This is a genomic window from Sorangium sp. So ce426, from assembly GCF_051475585.1.
Classification (GTDB): domain Bacteria; phylum Myxococcota_A; class Polyangia; order Polyangiales; family Polyangiaceae; genus Sorangium; species Sorangium cellulosum_B.
Genome location: NZ_CP150341.1, coordinates 12,299,700 through 12,317,050, shown reverse-complemented (window position 1 = coordinate 12,317,050; position 17,351 = coordinate 12,299,700). Strand labels below are relative to the sequence as shown.

General features: G+C 73.2%; 17 protein-coding genes. 11 read left to right on the top strand and 6 right to left on the bottom strand.

The window, feature by feature from the left end:
• Positions 1-107: 107 nt before the first annotated feature.
• On the bottom strand, positions 108-1,256 hold the full coding sequence (locus WMF44_RS46255) for an FAD:protein FMN transferase (RefSeq protein WP_437296427.1): 1,149 nt from the start codon (positions 1,254-1,256) through the stop codon (positions 108-110).
• Between the two features lie 179 nt (positions 1,257-1,435).
• Here WMF44_RS46255 and WMF44_RS46250 point away from each other — a divergent pair, with 179 nt between their 5' ends.
• Positions 1,436-2,623, top strand: coding sequence for a M20 family metallopeptidase (locus tag WMF44_RS46250; protein ID WP_437296426.1), 1,188 nt, complete (start codon positions 1,436-1,438; stop codon positions 2,621-2,623).
• Between the two features lie 6 nt (positions 2,624-2,629).
• On the opposite strand, the gene WMF44_RS46245 is transcribed toward WMF44_RS46250, so the two are convergent.
• A complete protein-coding gene (locus WMF44_RS46245; protein WP_437296425.1) occupies positions 2,630-3,214 on the bottom strand; it encodes a hypothetical protein in 585 nt (194 codons plus the stop codon).
• Positions 3,215-3,441: 227 nt separating this feature from the next.
• Between WMF44_RS46245 and hemE the strand changes: the two genes are divergently transcribed.
• From hemE to WMF44_RS46210, 7 genes are all read left to right on the top strand, one after another.
• Complete coding sequence (hemE, locus tag WMF44_RS46240; protein ID WP_437296424.1) at positions 3,442-4,491, top strand: uroporphyrinogen decarboxylase; 1,050 nt, start codon at positions 3,442-3,444, stop codon at positions 4,489-4,491.
• A 221-nt stretch (positions 4,492-4,712) separates the two neighbouring features.
• The gene (locus WMF44_RS46235) at positions 4,713-5,498 is read left to right on the top strand and encodes a class II glutamine amidotransferase (protein WP_437296423.1); all 786 of its coding nucleotides are present in this window, start codon (positions 4,713-4,715) and stop codon (positions 5,496-5,498) included.
• Positions 5,499-6,528: 1,030 nt separating this feature from the next.
• Positions 6,529-7,428: a GGDEF domain-containing protein gene (locus WMF44_RS46230; protein WP_012241235.1), complete on the top strand. Its 900-nt coding sequence runs from the start codon at positions 6,529-6,531 to the stop codon at positions 7,426-7,428.
• Positions 7,429-7,471: 43 nt separating this feature from the next.
• Positions 7,472-8,830 (top strand): aspartate aminotransferase family protein, encoded by a 1,359-nt coding sequence (locus WMF44_RS46225; protein ID WP_437296422.1) that lies wholly within the window; start codon positions 7,472-7,474, stop codon positions 8,828-8,830.
• Positions 8,831-8,870: 40 nt separating this feature from the next.
• Positions 8,871-10,070, top strand: coding sequence for an acyl-protein synthetase (locus WMF44_RS46220; protein ID WP_437296421.1), 1,200 nt, complete (start codon positions 8,871-8,873; stop codon positions 10,068-10,070).
• A gap of 2 nt (positions 10,071-10,072) precedes the next feature.
• Positions 10,073-11,191 (top strand): acyl-CoA reductase, encoded by a 1,119-nt coding sequence (locus WMF44_RS46215; protein ID WP_437301685.1) that lies wholly within the window; start codon positions 10,073-10,075, stop codon positions 11,189-11,191.
• Between the two features lie 133 nt (positions 11,192-11,324).
• A complete protein-coding gene (locus WMF44_RS46210) occupies positions 11,325-12,887 on the top strand; it encodes a GAF domain-containing protein (protein WP_437296420.1) in 1,563 nt (520 codons plus the stop codon).
• 27 nt (positions 12,888-12,914) lie between these two features.
• Here WMF44_RS46210 and WMF44_RS46205 read toward each other — a convergent pair whose 3' ends face one another.
• A complete protein-coding gene (locus WMF44_RS46205; protein WP_012241230.1) occupies positions 12,915-13,055 on the bottom strand; it encodes a hypothetical protein in 141 nt (46 codons plus the stop codon).
• Positions 13,056-13,170: 115 nt separating this feature from the next.
• Here WMF44_RS46205 and queD point away from each other — a divergent pair, with 115 nt between their 5' ends.
• Together queD and WMF44_RS46195 are read left to right on the top strand one after the other, a co-directional pair.
• Positions 13,171-13,533: a 6-carboxytetrahydropterin synthase QueD gene (gene queD / locus WMF44_RS46200; protein WP_012241229.1), complete on the top strand. Its 363-nt coding sequence runs from the start codon at positions 13,171-13,173 to the stop codon at positions 13,531-13,533.
• Positions 13,534-13,537: 4 nt separating this feature from the next.
• Entirely contained in the window at positions 13,538-13,828 is a 291-nt protein-coding gene (locus WMF44_RS46195) for a (2Fe-2S)-binding protein (protein ID WP_437296419.1), read from the top strand.
• A gap of 51 nt (positions 13,829-13,879) precedes the next feature.
• On the opposite strand, the gene WMF44_RS46190 is transcribed toward WMF44_RS46195, so the two are convergent.
• Positions 13,880-14,707 carry a class I SAM-dependent methyltransferase gene (locus WMF44_RS46190; RefSeq protein ID WP_012241227.1) on the bottom strand — a complete coding sequence of 276 codons (828 nt, stop codon included), beginning with the start codon at positions 14,705-14,707 and terminating at the stop codon, positions 13,880-13,882.
• A complete protein-coding gene (locus WMF44_RS46185; protein WP_437296418.1) occupies positions 14,707-15,384 on the bottom strand; it encodes a HEAT repeat domain-containing protein in 678 nt (225 codons plus the stop codon). The genes WMF44_RS46190 and WMF44_RS46185 overlap by 1 nt, the downstream gene beginning before the upstream one ends.
• 206 nt (positions 15,385-15,590) lie before the next feature.
• Here WMF44_RS46185 and WMF44_RS46180 point away from each other — a divergent pair, with 206 nt between their 5' ends.
• Positions 15,591-16,532 carry a M23 family metallopeptidase gene (locus WMF44_RS46180; RefSeq protein ID WP_437296417.1) on the top strand — a complete coding sequence of 314 codons (942 nt, stop codon included), beginning with the start codon at positions 15,591-15,593 and terminating at the stop codon, positions 16,530-16,532.
• Here WMF44_RS46180 and WMF44_RS46175 read toward each other — a convergent pair.
• Positions 16,514-17,203, bottom strand: coding sequence for a response regulator transcription factor (locus tag WMF44_RS46175; RefSeq protein WP_437296416.1), 690 nt, complete (start codon positions 17,201-17,203; stop codon positions 16,514-16,516). The genes WMF44_RS46180 and WMF44_RS46175 overlap by 19 nt on opposite strands.
• Positions 17,204-17,351: the final 148 nt, after the last annotated feature.

The window sequence follows — 17,351 nt, the reverse complement described above, 5'->3', positions numbered from 1 at the left end:
GGTCCGAAGCTCCTCGGAAAGCGCGCGGACGCCGCAAGTTCCCGAGAGCACGATTGGCCCCACACGCAAAGCGCAACACCTGAAACCGGGCCTCCGGGCCGAGACCACTACAGCCCGTCGGTCGGCTGCCGCAGCACCTCGACCTTGCCCTCCAGCCGCTTCGACACCCACACCTTGTTGTTCCGGTCGACGATCACCGCGCCGCAGTCCTCGATCGACTCGACGAGCGCGAGCCCCTTCTCGGCCCCCAGGATGAACGCCGCATCATCGACGGCGTCCGCGGTCAGCGCGTCCTTGGCCCAGATGGTCACGCTCCGGCTCTCGGACGCCGGGAAGCCGGTCCGCGGATCGATGATGTGGTGATAGCGCCTGCCGTCCTTGATGAAGCTCCGCTCGTAGTCGCCCGCCGTGGAGAAGGCGTGGTCCTCCACCTCGATCATCGCGAAGTAGTCGTTCGCGTCCTTGCCGCGCGGGTCCCGCACCCCTGCCCTCCACGGCGACCCGTCCGGCTTCTTCCCGGCGATGTACAGGTCACCGCCGGCCTGCACGAAGAACGACGTCAGCCCCTCCCCGCGCAGCACGCGCGCCGCGGCGTCGACGGCGTAGCCCTTCGCGATCCCGCCGAGGCTCATCCGCATCCCGGGCTTCCCGAGCATCACCGTGCGCCGCGCGCGATCGATCGTGATCTGCCTGTGATCGATGAGCGCGCGCGCCCGCTCGACGTCTTCCTTGCGCGGCACGTTGTCGTCGATGTCCTCGTCGAACTTCCAGAGCCCGTGCATCGCCTCGAAGGTGACGTCGAAGACGCCCTCGGAGCGCTCGCTGATCCAGAGGCTCTTCTCGATCACGGCGAGCGACTCCGGGCTCACCTCCACCGCGCCCTTCCCGGCCGCCGCGTTGACCCGCGACAGCTCGCTCTCCGGCCGCCAGGTCGTCATGAGCCCCTCGAGCCTGCGGATCTCGGCGATCGCCTTGTCCAGCCGGGCCCTGATCGCCGCCTCATCCATCGCCTCGCTCGTGTAGGCGGCGAGGAGCAGGCTCGTGCCCATCGCCCTCGCCTCGACCGCGACGCGGGCGGGCCCGGCCTGCGCCGGAGCGGCCTGAGCCGGCAGCGGCCCCGCGCTCGAGGCGGCCGGCCCGGCCTCCTGGCGCGCGCGTGGGCGCGCGTCGCAGGCAGCGAGCGCGAGCGCCGCCGCGAGGCAGGGGCAGAAGCAGAAGAAGCAGAAGAGGAGCGGAGAACAGCGCGGTCCGTGCATTCGAGGGTCCTGGCTCCGTGAGAAGTCCCGACAGCGTGGCGGCGCGCGGCGTGCCAGCTTGCGAACGTGCGAATGCGCGAGCGCGCGAGCACCACCGGGCGGCGTCGGCGGAGCTCCTCCGCCGGCGCCACCATGGCCCGGGCGAGCCGCGCGGATCCAGAGTAGTATCGCTCGCCGCCATGAACCTCGACCCGAGCCGCATCCAGCGTGACATCGACGACCTCTCCCCGGACCTCCGCGAGATCGCCGCGCGCATCCACGCGAACCCCGAGCTCCGCTTCGAGGAGCACAGGGCCGCGGCCTGGCTCGCCGAGGCCGTCGAGGAGCGCGGCATCCACGTCGAGCGGGGGCTCGCCGGCATGCCGACCTCGCTCCGCGCGCGCATCGGGCGCGGCGAGGGTCCCCACCTCGCCATCCTCGCCGAGTACGACGCGCTCCCGGAGATCGGCCACGCTTGCGGGCACAACCTGATCGCGGCGGGTGCGCTCGGCGCGTTCCTCGCGCTGGCGCGGCAGAAGGACGCCGTGGCCGGCACCATCGATCTGGTCGGGACGCCCGCCGAGGAGGGGGGCGGCGGCAAGATCAGGCTGCTCGAGGCGGGCGCCTTCGAGGGCGTCGACGCCGCGATGATGTTCCACCCGTTCGACCGCGACCTGCTCGCGCACGACACGCTGGCCAGCGCCTGGCTCGAGCTCCAGTTCCGCGGCAAGCCGTCGCACGCCGCGCTCGCGCCGTGGGACGGCAATAGCGCGCTCACGGCCTGCCTCGACACCTTCCGGCTGATCGACGGCCAGCGCGTCCACTTCCGCGACGGCGTCCGGGTGCACGGGTTCATCAAGAACGGCGGCCGGGCGGTCAACATCATCCCGGAGCTCGCCGTCGCCGAGTTCTCGGTCCGCGCCCTCGACACCGAGGAGCTCGCCCGCGTGCGGGCGATCGTGGAGCGCTGCGCCCGCGGCGCGGCCATGGCGAGCGGGGCCGAGCTCACGCTCGTCGATCAGGGCGGCTACAAGAACATGGTCAACAACCGGAAGATGGCGCGCCGCTTCGGCGAGCACCTGCGCGCCCTCGGCCGCTCGCCGCTCGAGATGGACCCCGCCGTCGGCACCGGCTCGACCGACATGGGCGACGTGTCCCACGCGCTCCCCGCCATCCATCCGTGGATCGCGATCTGCGGCAAGGGAGAGACGACCTGCCACCAGCACGCGTTCGCCGAGCGCGCCGCGAGCCCCGCCGGCCAGGACTCGATGCTGATCGCCGCCAAGGCCATGGCGATGACGTGCGCGGATCTCCTGCTCGATCCCGAGCTGCGGCAGGGCGTGCGCGAGGAGTTCGCGCAGCGGAAGGCCGGGGCGAGCGCGCGCTAGGCGCGTTCAGCCGTCGTCCTGAAGGGGGTTCCCGAGGTCGTCCATCAGCCCGGTCCCCCCCTCGATCGGGATCGCCCGCGCCAGGGCGACCCGCTCCAGCATCACCGACAGCGCGATCTTGTCTCCGACGTCCGGCAGCCAGGTGCGGGACCCGTCCCAGAGATCGAGCCGGATGTTGCTCGACGGCACGCCCCCGCCGACCGCCGCCGCGGCGCCGGCGCCCGCCTGCGCGGAGGGCACCGCCATCCGGTCGATCTGCGACCAGGCGAAGCGCCGCACGCGCGGCACGCCGAAGGTGAGCAGCTCGCGCAGCTCGATCCCTTCCGGGTGCACGACGACCCCCCGCATCTGCTCGCGCAGCACCATCGCCAGCGCGCTCACGCACAGGACGATGGCGCACACGCTGGAGGAGACGAGCCGGTGGCGATCGCCCTCGACGACGTAGTGGAAGATCCGGGAGCTCGAGGGAGCGTTCTGGCCGTAGAAGATCACCGCCGAGACGCCGAGGGCGAAGGTCAGGTAAAGCAGCGCCGGGAGGCGCTCCTTCAGCGGCGGCCCGAACGCGATGCGCTTCTCGGGCCTGTACGTCATGTCAAAGCCGGGAGGTCTGGAGGGACGCGCCATAGACTCGTAGTCTACACGGCGGGGGAGCCGGCGCTTGGGTCCGCCCCCTCGACCGGGCCGCCTCGGGCCCGGCCGCGCCGCGCTCCCGGCGACCCACGTTCGGGCGATAGGCTGAAACCCATTGCCGGGCGATGGCTGAACGGACATGAAGGGGCGTCCCGACGGCGTCCCGTCGACCCCTCCTGGAGCCTTCCATGCACGATCGCTTCCTGCGCGCCTGCCGGCGAGAGCCGACCGATGTCACGCCCGTGTGGTTCATGCGCCAGGCCGGCCGGTACATGGCCGAGTACCGGGAGCTCAGGAAGAAGTACACGCTCCTCGAGATCTGCAAGACGCCCGAGCTCGCGCTCGAGGTGACGCTCCAGCCGCTGCGGCTCGGGATGGACGCGGCGATCCTCTTCGCGGACATTTTGCTGCCGCTCGAGCCGATGGGCGCCCCGTTCGAGTTCGCGAAGGGCGAGGGCCCGGTGATCCACGAGCCCGTGCGCGATCGGGCCGGCATCGAGCGGCTGCGGGTGTTCGAGCCCGAGGAGGGCCTCGGCTACGTGCTCGACGCCGTGCGCCTCATCCGCAAGGAGCTGGACGGCAAGACGCCGCTCATCGGCTTCGCCGGCGCGCCGTTCACCATGGCGAGCTACCTGGTCGAGGGGGGCAAGTCGAGCGACTACCGGCTCACGAAGCAGCTGATGTGGAGCGACCCCGAGGCGTGGTCGGCGCTGATGGGCAAGATCTCGGAGGTCGTCCGCCGCCTGCTCCGCGCTCAGGTCGCCGCGGGCGCCCAGGCGGTGCAGCTGTTCGACTCGTGGGTCGGCTCGCTCTCGATCGACGACTACCGCGAGCACGTGCAGCCGCACGTGCGGCACATCCTCCGCGACCTCGAGGCGACCGGGGTCCCGGTCATCCACTTCGGCACGAACACGGGGGCGCTCCTGGAGGCGCAGCGCGACGCCGGCGGCACGGTCATCGGCGTCGACTGGCGCACGCCGCTCGACAAGGCGTGGCAGCGCGTCGGGTACGATCGTGCGGTGCAGGGCAACCTCGATCCGCTGCTGCTCTGCGCGCCGCGCGCCGTCGCCGAGCGCCGCGCGCGCGCGGTGCTCGAGGAGGCCGGCGGGCGCGCCGGGCACATCTTCAACCTCGGCCACGGCATCATCCCGGAGACGCCGGTCGATACGGTCAAGGCGGTCATCGATCTCGTCCACTCCATCCCGCGCGCGTCGCTCCAGGGCGAGCCGGATCGCTGACGCCGCGCATCGCGCCGCGGCGTCGACCGGGATCGTGCGGCGGGCGCCAAACCGCGCCGCCGCATCGCGCCGCGCCGGCGCATCGCGCCGCGTCGCTGACCAGGAGCGTGCGGCGAGGAGCGAGGCCGCGCCGCCGCCTGGCCCTGATGAAGAAGCCGCATCGGCACCTCACCGTCGAGATCTCAGACCCCCTCCCGGGGTGATATGGTCCAGCCGCGAGCATGTGCGAGCTCCTCGGGATGGAGTGCAACGTCCCCACAGACATCGTCTTTTCGTTCAACGGCCTCCGGCACCGGGGCGGCCGCACCGGTCCCCACGCTGACGGTTGGGGCCTCGCGTTCTTCGAGGGGCGCGCCGCGCGCGTGTTCCTCGATCCGAGCCCCGCCGCGGAGAGCCCGCTGGCGCGATTCCTCAGCGAGACGCCCATCAAGACGCTGCTCGCGATCGGCCACATCCGGCGCCGCACCCGCGGCGACGTGCTCCTCGCCAACACGCACCCGTTCATGCGCGAGCTCTGGGGACGCCACTGGGTCTTCGCGCACAACGGCACGCTCCCTCGCGTCCGGCGCCGCGCGCTGGGCCGCTTCAACCCCATCGGAACGACCGACAGCGAGCACGCCTTCTGTTACCTGCTGGAGGGCCTCCGCAGCTCGTTCCCCGGCTATCCGCGCCGGCCCAGCGAGCTCTGGGAGGCGGTCGCGGCGCTCGGCGGCGAGCTCGGCCAGGATGGCACGTTCAACTTCCTGCTCGGCGACGGCCGCCACCTCTTCGCCCGCTGCGCAACCCGGCTCTGTCACATCATCCGCAAGGCCCCCTTCGGCATCGCGACGCTCCTCGACGACGATGTCCGCGTCGACTTCTCGGCCGTCACGACCCCGAAGGATCGGATCGCGGTGGTCGCGACGAGCCCGCTCACCGCGAACGAGACCTGGACCATGGGACGACCGGGCGAGCTCTGGGTATTCGACGGCGGTGAGCTGCGCGCGACGCTGTCGTCGCTCGCCTGACCGACGCGCCAGCGCGGCCTCCACCCCTCGCGCGCTGTCGTGCCGCGGCCTGGAGATGGGCACGGCAGCCTGAAAAGAAAAACGCCGCGACGGACCTGGGGGGGGAAGGTCTCCGCCGCGACGCAGGTCTATCCTACGCACCCTGTGTGCCAAGTCAACTAACCGGCACGCTGGCGGGGCCGCCGCACGGTCGCGGCGCACGCGGTTCCGCTCGGCTCCGCTCGGTTCCGTTCCGCTCCGTTCCGCTCGGCTTCGCTCCGTTCCGCTCGGCTTCGCTCGGTTCCGCTCCGGAGCAGCTCCGTTCCGTGCCGCTCGGTTCCGGTCCGCTCCGTTCCGTGCCGCTTCGCTCCGTTCCGCTTCGCACGGTTCCGATCCGCTCCGTTCCGCTTCGCTCAGTTCAGCGTTGTGATGCACCCTGGTTTTGAGGCAGAACTCACAGAGCCTCGTCCCCGCAGAACGCGGACATGCCAGGCGAACAGACACATCGTGTTCCAGCGAACCATTCTCTCCCTTGCCGGCTCAATCGCTCGCCGGACGGGTGGCGGCGCGCTCGGGAAACGCATAGAGAGACCCGCGTCCTCGGCAGCTCGGGCTGCACAAGAGGAAAGAGATGGGGCGTCAACTGCGATAGCAGCGCACAGCGCCCCACAAGGCGCATCGGCGAGCACCGGCGGTGCGGCGCGGCGTGAGCGGCGGCAAACGGCGGCGAGGGGCGGACGGCGTGCGGGGAACAAGCCGAGAACGTGGAAGGGCGCGACGAGCGCAACGCGCGCGACGAGCGCGACGGAGCGCAGAGGGCGACGTAGGCCGTTGTCGGGTCGGGAAGGCGGAGGAAGCACTGAAGACGGCTCCGCCCGGATGGCCGTCTTGACGGGAGTCGGGGCATGTCAGTACGCTTTGACGTTGGGCGAGCTAGGGCATATCGAACCGTTGCATCGCGACCGAAGAGCCACGCCCGGGTAGGTTCCGTCTCGGGAAGAGCTCGAACGATGTCGAGGCTAGGTCGCACGACGGGTTGGGCTGAGCGCGCGTGAGTGACTTCGACGAAAAGACTCGTGTAACGCAGGTGGTCCAGCCCCCACCGGGCGGCGGCAGCAAGAACACGACCGACTGCCTGGTCGTGATCTACACGAAGGAGCCCACGCTGCTCGGCAAGCGGTTCGTGCTGGAGAACAACCCGACGCGGGTCGGTCGCGGCGCGGACAACCACATCGTGCTCGACGGCGACTCCGTGTCACGAAGGCACGCCCATTTCGAGCAGCGGCCGAGCGCCTGGATGGTCGTCGACGATGGGAGCACCAACGGGACGTACTGCAACGATGAGCAGATCTCCCGCGAGGTGGTGCTGAAGAACGGAGACCGGGTGAAGATCGGCCCCACGATCTTCAAGTTCCTGTCCGGCGCCGACGTGGAGGCGCAATACCACGAAGAGATCTACCGGATGACCATCATCGATGGTCTCACGCAGATCCACAACAAGCGCTACCTCTACGAGGCGCTCGAGCGCGAGATCATCCGCGGCCGCCGCCACGAGCGCGACCTCGCGATCCTCCTGTTCGACATCGACCACTTCAAGCGCATCAACGACGTCCACGGCCACCTGGCCGGCGACTTCGTGCTGAAGGAGGTCGCGCGCATCGTGCAGAGCCGCATTCGCCGCGACGAGGTCTTCGCGCGCTACGGCGGCGAGGAGTTCGCCATCATCCTGCCGGAGACGTCCATCGAGGGCGCGGCGGCCCTCGGCGAGACCCTGCGTCAAAAGGTCGCGGAGCACCTGTTCGTGTTCCAGGCCGACAGCATCCGCGTGACGATCAGCGTCGGCGTGGCGCTCCTCCAGGAGGGTGATCGCACCGCGAACGACCTCATCAAGCGCGCGGACGAGCGCCTCTACCACGCGAAGAACAGCGGGAGAAACCGGGTGTGCGCCTGAGCAGCCGCCCGCGGGCGCGCTAGGCTCCGGCGGAGGAAGGACGATGCCGAACAGCGATCTGCCGCTGCCGGCGGCGCCGGACGCGGGCAGCGGCGCGGAGCTGCCCGCGATCCTGTCGCCGCCGCCTGGTCCCCTGTCGCGGAGCGCCCTCGAGCGCCTCGAGCGCGTCGAGTGCCCGGCGTTCGGCCGGCGGCGCGAGGCGCGGGCGCAGAAGAGCGGCGCCGACATGCTGCCGATCGTGCTGTCGCACGGGCGCGGCGCGAACGTCTGCGACGTCGACGGGAACCGCTACGTCGACCTGTGCGCCGGCTTCGGCGCGCTGCTGCTCGGCCACGCGGCGGCGCCGGTGCGGCGCGCGGCGGAGGAGCAGCTGTCGCGGCTGACCCTCGCGCTCGGCGACGTGTACTCGGCCGACGTGAAGATCGCCCTGCTGGAGCGCCTCGCGGCGCTGCACCCCGGGCCTTCGCCCATGGCGCTGCTCGGCCAGAGCGGCAGCGACGCGATCACCGCGGCCGTCAAGACGGCGGCGCTCGCGACGGGGCGGCCGGGGCTCGTCGCGTTCGAGGGCGCGTACCACGGGCTCGGGTACGCGCCGCTCGCGGCGTGCGGGCTGCGCGAGAGCTACCGGGCGCCCTTCGCGGAGCAGCTCAACCGGCGCGTGACGTTCGCGCCCTACCCGCGCGACGAGGCGGGCGCCGCGCGCTCGGTCGACGCCGTCGAGCTCGCGCTGCGCGGGGGCGACGTCGGCGCGGTCCTCCTCGAGCCGATCCTCGGGCGGGGCGGCTGCGTCGTCCCGCCCGACGCGTTCCTGCGCGCGGTCTGCGAAGCGGCGCGCCGGCACGGGGCGCTGGTGATCGCGGACGAGATCTGGACCGGCCTCGGTCGATCGGGGACGATGACGCGCACAGGAGAGCTCGGGGCGCCGGTCGATATCCTCTGCTTCGGCAAGGGGCTCGGCGGCGGTCTGCCCATCTCCGCGTGCGTGGCGCCCGAGCCGATCATGCGGGCGTGGGCGCGCGAGGGCGAGGTGGTCCACACGTCGACGCACTCCGGGTCGCCCCTCGCGTCGAGCGCCGCGCTCGCGACGCTCGACGCCCTCGACGAAGGCCGGCTGGCCGCGCGCTCGCGCGACGTGGGCGCTCGCTTCCAGGCGATGCTGCGGGAGGCGCTCCCGCGCAGGGCAGGCGTCGTCGACGTGCGGGGCGCGGGGCTCATGGTCGGCGTCGAGCTCGAGAGCGCCGAGCTGGGGCTCCGGGCCATGCGCGGGATGCTGGCCGAAGGGTACCTGGTCCTCACGGGCGGGGTGCGCGGCGAGACGCTGACGCTGACGCCGGCGCTCACCATCCCCGAAGCGCTGCTCTCGGCCGCGGCCGGCGCGCTCGCGCGCGTGCTGACGGCCTAGCGCGCGAGCGGAGCAGGACGCGCGTGCTATCCCGGTGCCCGTGGGACCGATAGACCAGAGCGAGGCGCTGCACCGCCGCGCGCGGGCGTTCATCGAGGCGTCGCTCGGCGTGGACGGGGCGGGCTCGGCGGGCGCCGGCCGAGCGGCGGCCGCCTCTCCTCCGCAGGGCCGGGGCGAGCGCGGGGCGCTGCCGGAGACCTTCGATGCGCTCGCGATCGCCCTCGCCCGGCACCAGGCCGCGCATTGCGCGCCGGTCGCCCGCCTCTTCGAGGCGCGCGGCGCGGACGTCGCCGCGATGGATCACGCGGCGCAGATCCCCGCTGTGCCGTGCGACGTGTTCCGGTTCGCGCGCGTCGCGGCCCACCCGCCGGAGGCGGACGAGCGCGTCTTCCGCACGAGCGGGACCTCCCTCGGCGCGGCGTCCCGCGGCGAGCACCCGTTCCGCACGACCGCCACGTACGAGCTCGCCGCGCTCGCGTGGGGGGAGCGCCTGCTGTGGCCCGACGGCGCGCGGCTCCGGGCGATCGTCCTCGCGCCGCCGCTCCACGAGGCGCCGGACTCGTCGCTCGGGTTCATGATCGATCGCTTCGCGGCGCGCCTCTCGGGGCCGGCGAGCTGGCACGTTCGCGGCGGCGAGCTCGACGCCGCGGGGTTCGCCCGCGCGTGCGCCGAGGCGCGCGCCTCGGGAGAGCCGGCGCTCGTGCTCGGCACGTCGTTCGCCTTCGTGCATTGGATCGAGCATCTGATCGAGGCGCGGCTGCCCGAGGGCGCGGCGCGGCTCCCCGAAGGGAGCCGGGTCATGCAGACCGGCGGCTTCAAGGGCCGCTCGCGCGAGGTGCCCGCGGAGGAGCTGCGGGCGTCGATCGCGCGGGCGCTGGGGGTGCCGCTCTCGCACGTGGTGAGCGAGTACGGCATGACCGAGCTCTCCAGCCAGCTCTACGAGGGCACGCTCGCGGCGGCGCTCGCCGGCGCACCGGGCGCGGCGCCGGGGCTGTACCTCGCGCCTCCCTGGACGCGCGTCACCGCGGTGGACCCCGAGACGCTCGCGCCGCTCCCTGCGGGGGCGATCGGGCTCGCGCGGATCGTCGATCTCGCGAACGTCGACTCGGCGGTCGCCATCCAGACCGCCGACCGCGTGCGCGTCACCGCGGAGGGCGTTGAGCTCCTGGGCCGCGCGTCCGGGGCGCCGCCGCGCGGCTGCTCGATCGCGATCGACCAGATGCTCGGCGGCGGGGCGTGAGGATGGACGAGGGCGCGGCGCGGCGCCTCCGCGTCGAGCGCGCTGTCGCTGCGGCGGCGCGGATCGCGGACGCGCGCGATCCGCTGGGCGAGGAGGCGCGCCTGCGGTTGCCTTCCACGAGCGGCCTCTCGCCCGAGGGCGTGGAGCTCGCGCTCGGCCGCCACCTCGAGGTCGCGCCGAGCCACGGCGAGCTCGACGCGCTCGTGGCGGCCTCGGGGCGCGCGCGCCGCTGCCACGTGGTCCTGGCGGCCAACGTCTGCACGGCGCCGCTGCGGGCCATCGCCGTCGCGACGGCGACAGCGCCGGAGGTCTTCGTGCGCCCGTCCCGCCGCGATCCCGTCGTCGCGGAGCTCCTCGTGCGCGCGCTGCAGGCCGACGAAGGCTTCCGCCGCGCCGGCGGGGTCATCGCGCTGGTCGCGGACGTCGCGCTCGGGGACGCCGGGGCGGCGGCCGGCGAGCGGGTTCCCGGGGATCTGCCGCACGCCGAGCTGCACGTCTACGGCTCGGACCAGACCGTGGCGACGCTGCGGGCCCAGGCCGGTCCGGGCGTGCTCGTGCGCGGGCACGGCGCCGGCCTGGGGCTCGCCGTCGTCGGCCTGGACGCAAACCTCGTCGAGGCGGCGCGGGACATCGCCGCGGACGTCGTGCCGTTCGATCAGCGCGGCTGCCTGTCGCCGCGCTTCGCGCTGGTGGAAGGCCCGGCCGAGCGCGCGGAGGCGCTCGCGCGCGGCCTGCACGAGGCGCTCGAGGAGGCGGGCGCGCGCGTCCCGCGCGGGCCGCTCGACGGCCCCGCCCGCGCGGAGGTGACCATGTACCGGGCCACGCTCGAGGCCGTGGGCTCGTTCTGGGAAGGTCGAGGACACGGGGTCGGCCTGGATCCGGCGCCGCGATCGCTGCTGCTGCCGCCGGCAGCGCGCGTCGTCCACGTGGCGGCGAGCAGCGCCGAGGCCGCTCCGGCGCTGCTCGCGCCGATCCGCGGCGCGATCACCGCGATCGGCGCGGGCGGAGGCGGGATGCTCGCGCGCGCGGCGGCCGCGGCAGCCCCGCGCGCCCGGCGCTCCGCGCTCGGGCGGATGCAGCGCCCGCCCCTCGACGGCCCCGTCGATCTGCGGACGCCCTGACGTCCGGCCGCCCGCGCGGGCGGCTCGCGGCGAGCGCGCACGTCGCGCGGCCGCGCCGTCCAGACCGCGACACGATCGGGACGTGGTGGGAGCAAGGTGCGCTCGAGCGACGGTGTGTGATAGCGATCATGGCATGTCGTCGCGCACCGATCCGAAGGCGACCCATCCGCCCACGGAGCTCGAAGCGATCGCGAGCCCGTCGGCGACGCCGTCCGGCGTGGAGGGCTCACGGGACAGCCTCGTGGACCGCGCGCTGGACGAGCGCCGCCCCGACGAGGAGGGCGCGTCCCTCTCGAGCGATCCGGCCGGCAGCTCGGCCCGCGTCGCGGAGGCCGACGACGAGGGCGCGCCGCCGTCGGTCGCCTCCGCGAGGATCCAGGTGCGCCGCGACGAGCGCCTGGATCTCGTGATCGAGTACCTGGCCTTCGTGGCGAAGCCGATGCCGCTGTCGCTCCTCCTCGACGAGGCGCCGCAGCGGATCGCCGCGATCCTGGGCGCCGACGTGGCCTCGCTGTACCTCCTCGAGGGCGACGGCGATGAGCTCGTGCTGCGCGGCAACGTCGGCTTTCCGCGCGAGGCGCGCGGCACGGTGCGGCTCTCGGTCGGGCAGGGCATCACGGGCATGGCGGTCGAGTGCCTGCGGCCGATCTCGGTCGTCCAGGCGACCGAGCACGAGCGCTATCGAGCGTTCCCCGAGCTCCGTGAAGAGCGCTTCCCGGTCTTCCTTGCGGCGCCCATCCTCGGCAGCGGCCGCCCGCTCGGTGCGCTGGTCGTGCAGCGGGCGGGCGATCGCGCCTTCACGGCGCGGGACGTCGAGCTCGTCATGGCGCTGACCGCGCCGATCGCGGCCGGCGCTCGCCACGCGCAGGTGCTCGACGAGCTGCGCGAGCGGCGGCGGCGCACGGGCGGCGGCACGCGCAAGGTCACGCTGCCGGGGTTGCCCGTCGTCGCCGGGCGCGCGCTAGGCGCCATCGCCGCCCTGCGGCGGCCGGCGACCTCATCGCTCGGCGCGCGGCAGGGCAGCGGCGATCCGAAGCTCCTGCGGCTCGCGTTCGACATCGCGGAGAAGGCGCTCCTCGACCTCAACGCACGCGCGGCGAAGCGAGGGCTCGCGCAGGAGGCGGCGTTCCTCTCGACCTACCTCCTGATGATCGGCGACGGCCGCCTGCGCGCGCGCGCCTTCGAGCTCGCGGCCGGCGGGCGCAACGTCGCGCAGGCGCTCGGGACGGTCGCTCGCGAGGTGGCGCGGGCCGCCAACGGGATCGTCGGTGACCCGTTCCTGCAGGATCGCGCCCGTGACATCGAGGATCTCTGCGATGCGATCCTGATGCTGGCGACCCCGGACGCCCGGGCCGAGCTCCCGTCGAAGGCGGTCCTCGTGGGAGACCAGCTGACGGTCTTCGACCTCTTGATCTCCGCCCGGGCCCACCCGGTGGGCGTCGCGCTCAGCGACCGGTCCGGGCCGCGCTCGCTCGTGCTCCTCCAGCTGCTCGGCGTGCCGTCGATCGTGGATGTGGCGGGGGCGTTCCGCTGGGCGTCGCCGGGAGACGTCGCGCTCCTCGACGCGGACCACGGCTTCCTGGTGATCAACCCGTCCCGGGCCGAGGTCGCGACCGTTCGCGCGGCGCGACGCAGGGGACCCGCGTCGCCGGAACCCGACGAGGACGACGACGAAGAGGACGAGCCGGCGAGCTGAGCACCGGCCGGGGCCGGTGCTCGCGGCTCAGCTGCCGGAGCGCGCGGCGGCGGCCGGCTCGGCCGGCGTCCCCTGGGCGCTCTGCAGCTCCTTCTTGGCGCGCCAGTTCGCCAGGCGCTTCGTATCGCGACGCTTCTTCTTGGCTCTCACTGCGGGCTTCTGCGGCATGGCCGGCGGTATAGCCGCTCGAGCCCCTCGAGGGAACCCCGTACCTCACGCCGCCCCCTGTTCAGGCCACGGGGCGTTGACGCCCCACGGCAGCCGCCCCATGACCGCTGCTCCGATGAACGTCCGTCTCGTACACGAGTTCCGCTTCGAAGCCGCCCACCGCCTTCCCAAGGTGCCGCAGGGGCACAAGTGCGCGCGCCTCCACGGTCACAGCTTCAAGGTCGAGGTCGCGATCCGCGGCCCGGTGAACGAGGAGACGGGGTGGTTCATCGATTACAGCCACCTCTACGAGGCCTGGGCTCCCCTCCACGACCTGCTCGATCACCACTACCTGAACGAGGTCCCCGGGCTGGAGAACCCGACGAGCGAGGTGCTCGCACGGTGGATCTGGACCCGCCTCGCGCCGTCGCTGCCGTCCTTGAACCGGGTCACCATCTTCGAGACCTGCGACGCCCGCTGCGAGTACGAGGGCGACTAGATCGATGAAGACGCTCGTCTGCCGCTGCGAGGACGTCACGCTGCACGAGCTCGAGGCCGCGATGGATCGCGGCTACAAGGACGTCGAGTCCGTCAAGCGCTACACGGGCTTCGGCACCGGCTGGTGCCAGGGCAAGTGGTGCCTCGCGCTCTGCGCGCGGCTCATCGAGGAGCGCGGGGGCGACGCCCGGAAGCCGATCACCCCGCGGCCGCCGTACCACCCGGTCTCGCTCGCGGCGCTCGCCGGGCTCGACGAGCTCGGCCTCCGCGGCGGCGGCGGCGGGCGCGAGCGCTAGCGCTGGCCGCGCTCCGCGCGACCAGCGCCCTGGCCCGATCGTCGGCCGTGATCAGACGAGGGGGCGCCGAGCGCTCGCGCACCCGACGTTCACGGTCAGCTCGAAGACCCCTTCGGACCAGTACTTCGAGACCGCGTGGTGCAGGTACTTGAGCATCGAGTCGATGATCTGCGGCTCGACGTCGAGCATCGCCGTCGACTCGGGGATCACCATCAACCTCGAGATGGGATCCTCGAGGAACTCACGCCCGCTCTCGAACGACACGGCGATGAGCTGGACGTCGACCTCGACCTCGTCGAGCCCCGCGCCCTCGATCTCCTCGGCGATGGTCTCGATCGTGGGGCGGCTGACGGCGGCGGCGTCCACCGCGGCGCCGAGCTCCGAGAGGTCTTGCTTGAGCGCGCACTCCCGCGCGATGTCCGCGATCTCCGGGAACGAGCCGCGGAGCGGCAGCGCGATGAGCGCCTGGCCGCCGGGGACGAGGACCCGGCGCAGCTCGGCGAGGAGCTGCGCCCGCTCGCTCGGACGGCAGACCGGGTGCAGCGTGAACGCGTGGGAGAAGCTCGCGTCCGGCAGCGGCGTCGGCAGGGCGTCGGCGAGCACGTAGCTCGCGTTCATCCCGGAGAACAGCGCGGCCTTGTCGCGCGCGAGCTCGAGCGCGGCGGCGGAGCCGTCGACGCCCACGAGGGTCGCGCCGGGCAGCTTGTCGGCCACGATCGCGTCGGGGAAGCCGCTCCTGCAGCCGAGGTGGACGATGCGCGCCGCCTCGGAGGGCAGCAGCATCTCGACCGCCAGCGAGGCGAAGAACGAGAGGTAGCGCGGGACGACCGCGTGCTCGAACAACACGGCGTCCGCCGCGCTCAGCGGCGGGCCGATCATCAGGCGACCCCGTCCTCCTCGTCGTCGTAGGGCGCGAGGAGGCTGAGCGCCTCTTCGGCGAGCTCGCCGATCGTGACCTCCGACGTCGCGTCGTCGCCGCCGTCGTCGGCGAGCTCGACCGTGCGCTTGTCGTCGAGCAGCGGCTGGATGAGCGGCGCATGCGCCGGGTCACCGATCTCGACGAGCGTCTCGATCGCCGCCGCGACCGCGTCCGGATCCTTGTGGCTCAGGAACTGGCTGAGCAGCTTCGGCACGCCCGGCTCCGGCACCTCGGCGATGAGGTACGGCAGCTCCGGGAGCGCCGACGAGCCCACCGGCAGCCGCTTCAGCGCGCGCTCGATCGCCTGCGCGACCTCCTTGAACCGATCGTAGGCCAGCGTTTCGATCTCCTCGCCCGCGGCCTGCCGCGCCTCGGGGTGCTCCGACGCGAGCACATCGATGAGCGCGTCGAGCGCGCGCGGCCCCTCGTGCTCGCCGAGCAGCGACGCGATACGCACCAGCCGGAGCGCCGCCTCGTCCTCGTCGTTCTCGCGCGTCGCGGCCGCGATCGCGTCCGTGAGGACATCCAGCAGCCCATCGCCGGGCATGGCCGTCAGGTCGTCGTGGAGCCGGCGAGCCGTGCGCTCCGCGTCGAACAGCTTGTTCAGGGTCGTCTCGATCGCTTGACGATTTTGCACGAAGAGGAGCTATCAACAGCGCGTCGCCTCCGCAAGCCGGCAGGCAACAAGGGCCTGTTCCTCGCGAATTCCCGTCCACGGCGGGCGCGGCCGCGCGTGCCCGGCGCCGCCCACGCCGTGGCCGCGCGCGCGAGCCGGGCGGGACGAGCGCGCCGCCGCTCCATCGAGCTCGCCCGCCGCGCGCGATGCGGTAGACCGTTCGTGGCATGCGTGTGTCCGGCTCATCGCAAGCCCGCCCGGCGAGGGCGGCGGTCTCCCCTTCCCCGCTGGTGCGCGGCGCCGCGGCGTCGGCGCTGGTCCTCGCGCTCGGCGGCATCGACGATCCCGAGCCGCCGCCGCCCGCGGTCGTCCCTCCGGCGGCCGCGGCGCGCGGCGCCGCGGGCGCGGCGGCGCTCTGCGGCCCGCGCACGGTGCCGGAGGGCGCCGCCTGCGTCCCGCTGCCTGCTCCGGGCGCGCCGCTCCCCGAAGGCGGCGCCGCGGCGCTCTCTGACCCTGCCGGCGCGCGCCCCGCAAGAGCGGGCACGCGCAGCCAGGCCCACGAGCACATCCCCCGCCGCCCGGAACGTCCGGCGAGCGCCGCCGCGTACACGTTCCCGATCGGCGCGCCGGACGCGCCGCCGGGGTTCCTCCTTGTCGAGGAGGCTCCAGCCGGGGCGGGCGCGCTGCCTGCAGCGGGCTCCGTCGCCGCTATCGGCGCGGCGCGGCCCGAGCCGCCGTCGTGGATCGGCGGGATCGACATCGCCGCGACGCGCGGCGAGCGGGTGGCGGCGCTCAGGCTCGAGGGCCAGGAGGGGAAGGCCGAGGTCGTCTTCGTCGGCGCGCTGTCCGGGATCACGGTGGCCACGGCGCACGACGTGCGCGAGGCGCCCGACGCGGATCGCGTGCGCAGGTACCTCCTGCTCCATGGCCACCTCGATCGCCCTGGCCCCGGCGTCGTGGCGGGCGCGCGCCTCGACGCGGGCGACGTGGTCGGGTACGCCGGCGAGACGGGCAGCCCGGGCCTCGTCCGGCTCCGCCTCGAGGCGCGGCAGATCCGCGAGGGCGCGCGCCTCCCCGAGCTCGATGCGAAGCGCATCACCGACGCCGCGGTGACGGTGCCTTGCGACCTCCGCAACGTCCTGCCGCTCCGTCAGGGAGCGAGCTTGTAACCGAAGCCGTAGACCGTGAGGATGTGCTCCGGCTTGTCGGGCGAACGCTCGACCTTCTTGCGCAGCTTGACGATGAAGTTGTCGACCGTGCGGTTCGACGGCCCGGCCTCGATCCCCCAGATCTTCTGGAGGATCTCCTCGCGCGAGACCGGCTGGCCCAGGCGCTCGTGCAGCAGGCGAAGGAGCTCGACCTCGTAGAACGACAGCTGATCCGAGCGCGAGCCCCGCGAGACCGTGTGGGCGGTCATGTTGATCTGCACGTTGCCGATGGAGAACACCTCGACGGGCGCCTCGGCCGGCCGGGCGGCGCGGCGGAAGAGGGCGCGCAGGCGGGCGATGAGCTCGCCCACGCTGAACGGCTTGGTCACGTAGTCGTCGGCGCCCGCGTCGAGGCCGCGGATCTTGTCGATCTCCTGGCCGCGGGCCGTCAGCATGATGATCGGCACGAACGCGTCCCAGCGCCGCAGATCCTCGCAGACCTTGAAGCCGTTGGTGTCGGGGAGCATGAGGTCGAGGAGGATGGCGTCCGGCTTCTCCTGCCGCGCGAGCAGCACGCCGTCCTTCCCCTTCGAGGCCGACGCCACCGAGAAGCCCTCGAACTCGAGGGCGTCCGTCAGCCCCAGCACGATGTGGGGCTCGTCCTCGATGATGAGAATCTTCTTGCGTGCCACCACGACGGAGTCCGGTCTTAGCACAAAACCGAGCAGGTCCCTCCCAGCGCTCCTCCGGCCGGCTCGCTGGAGCCGCTCTGGAGCCACAAAGCACCACAAAAGCGTCGCGGGGCGCGATCTCACGACCGCACCCCGCGCGCCGGGCTCA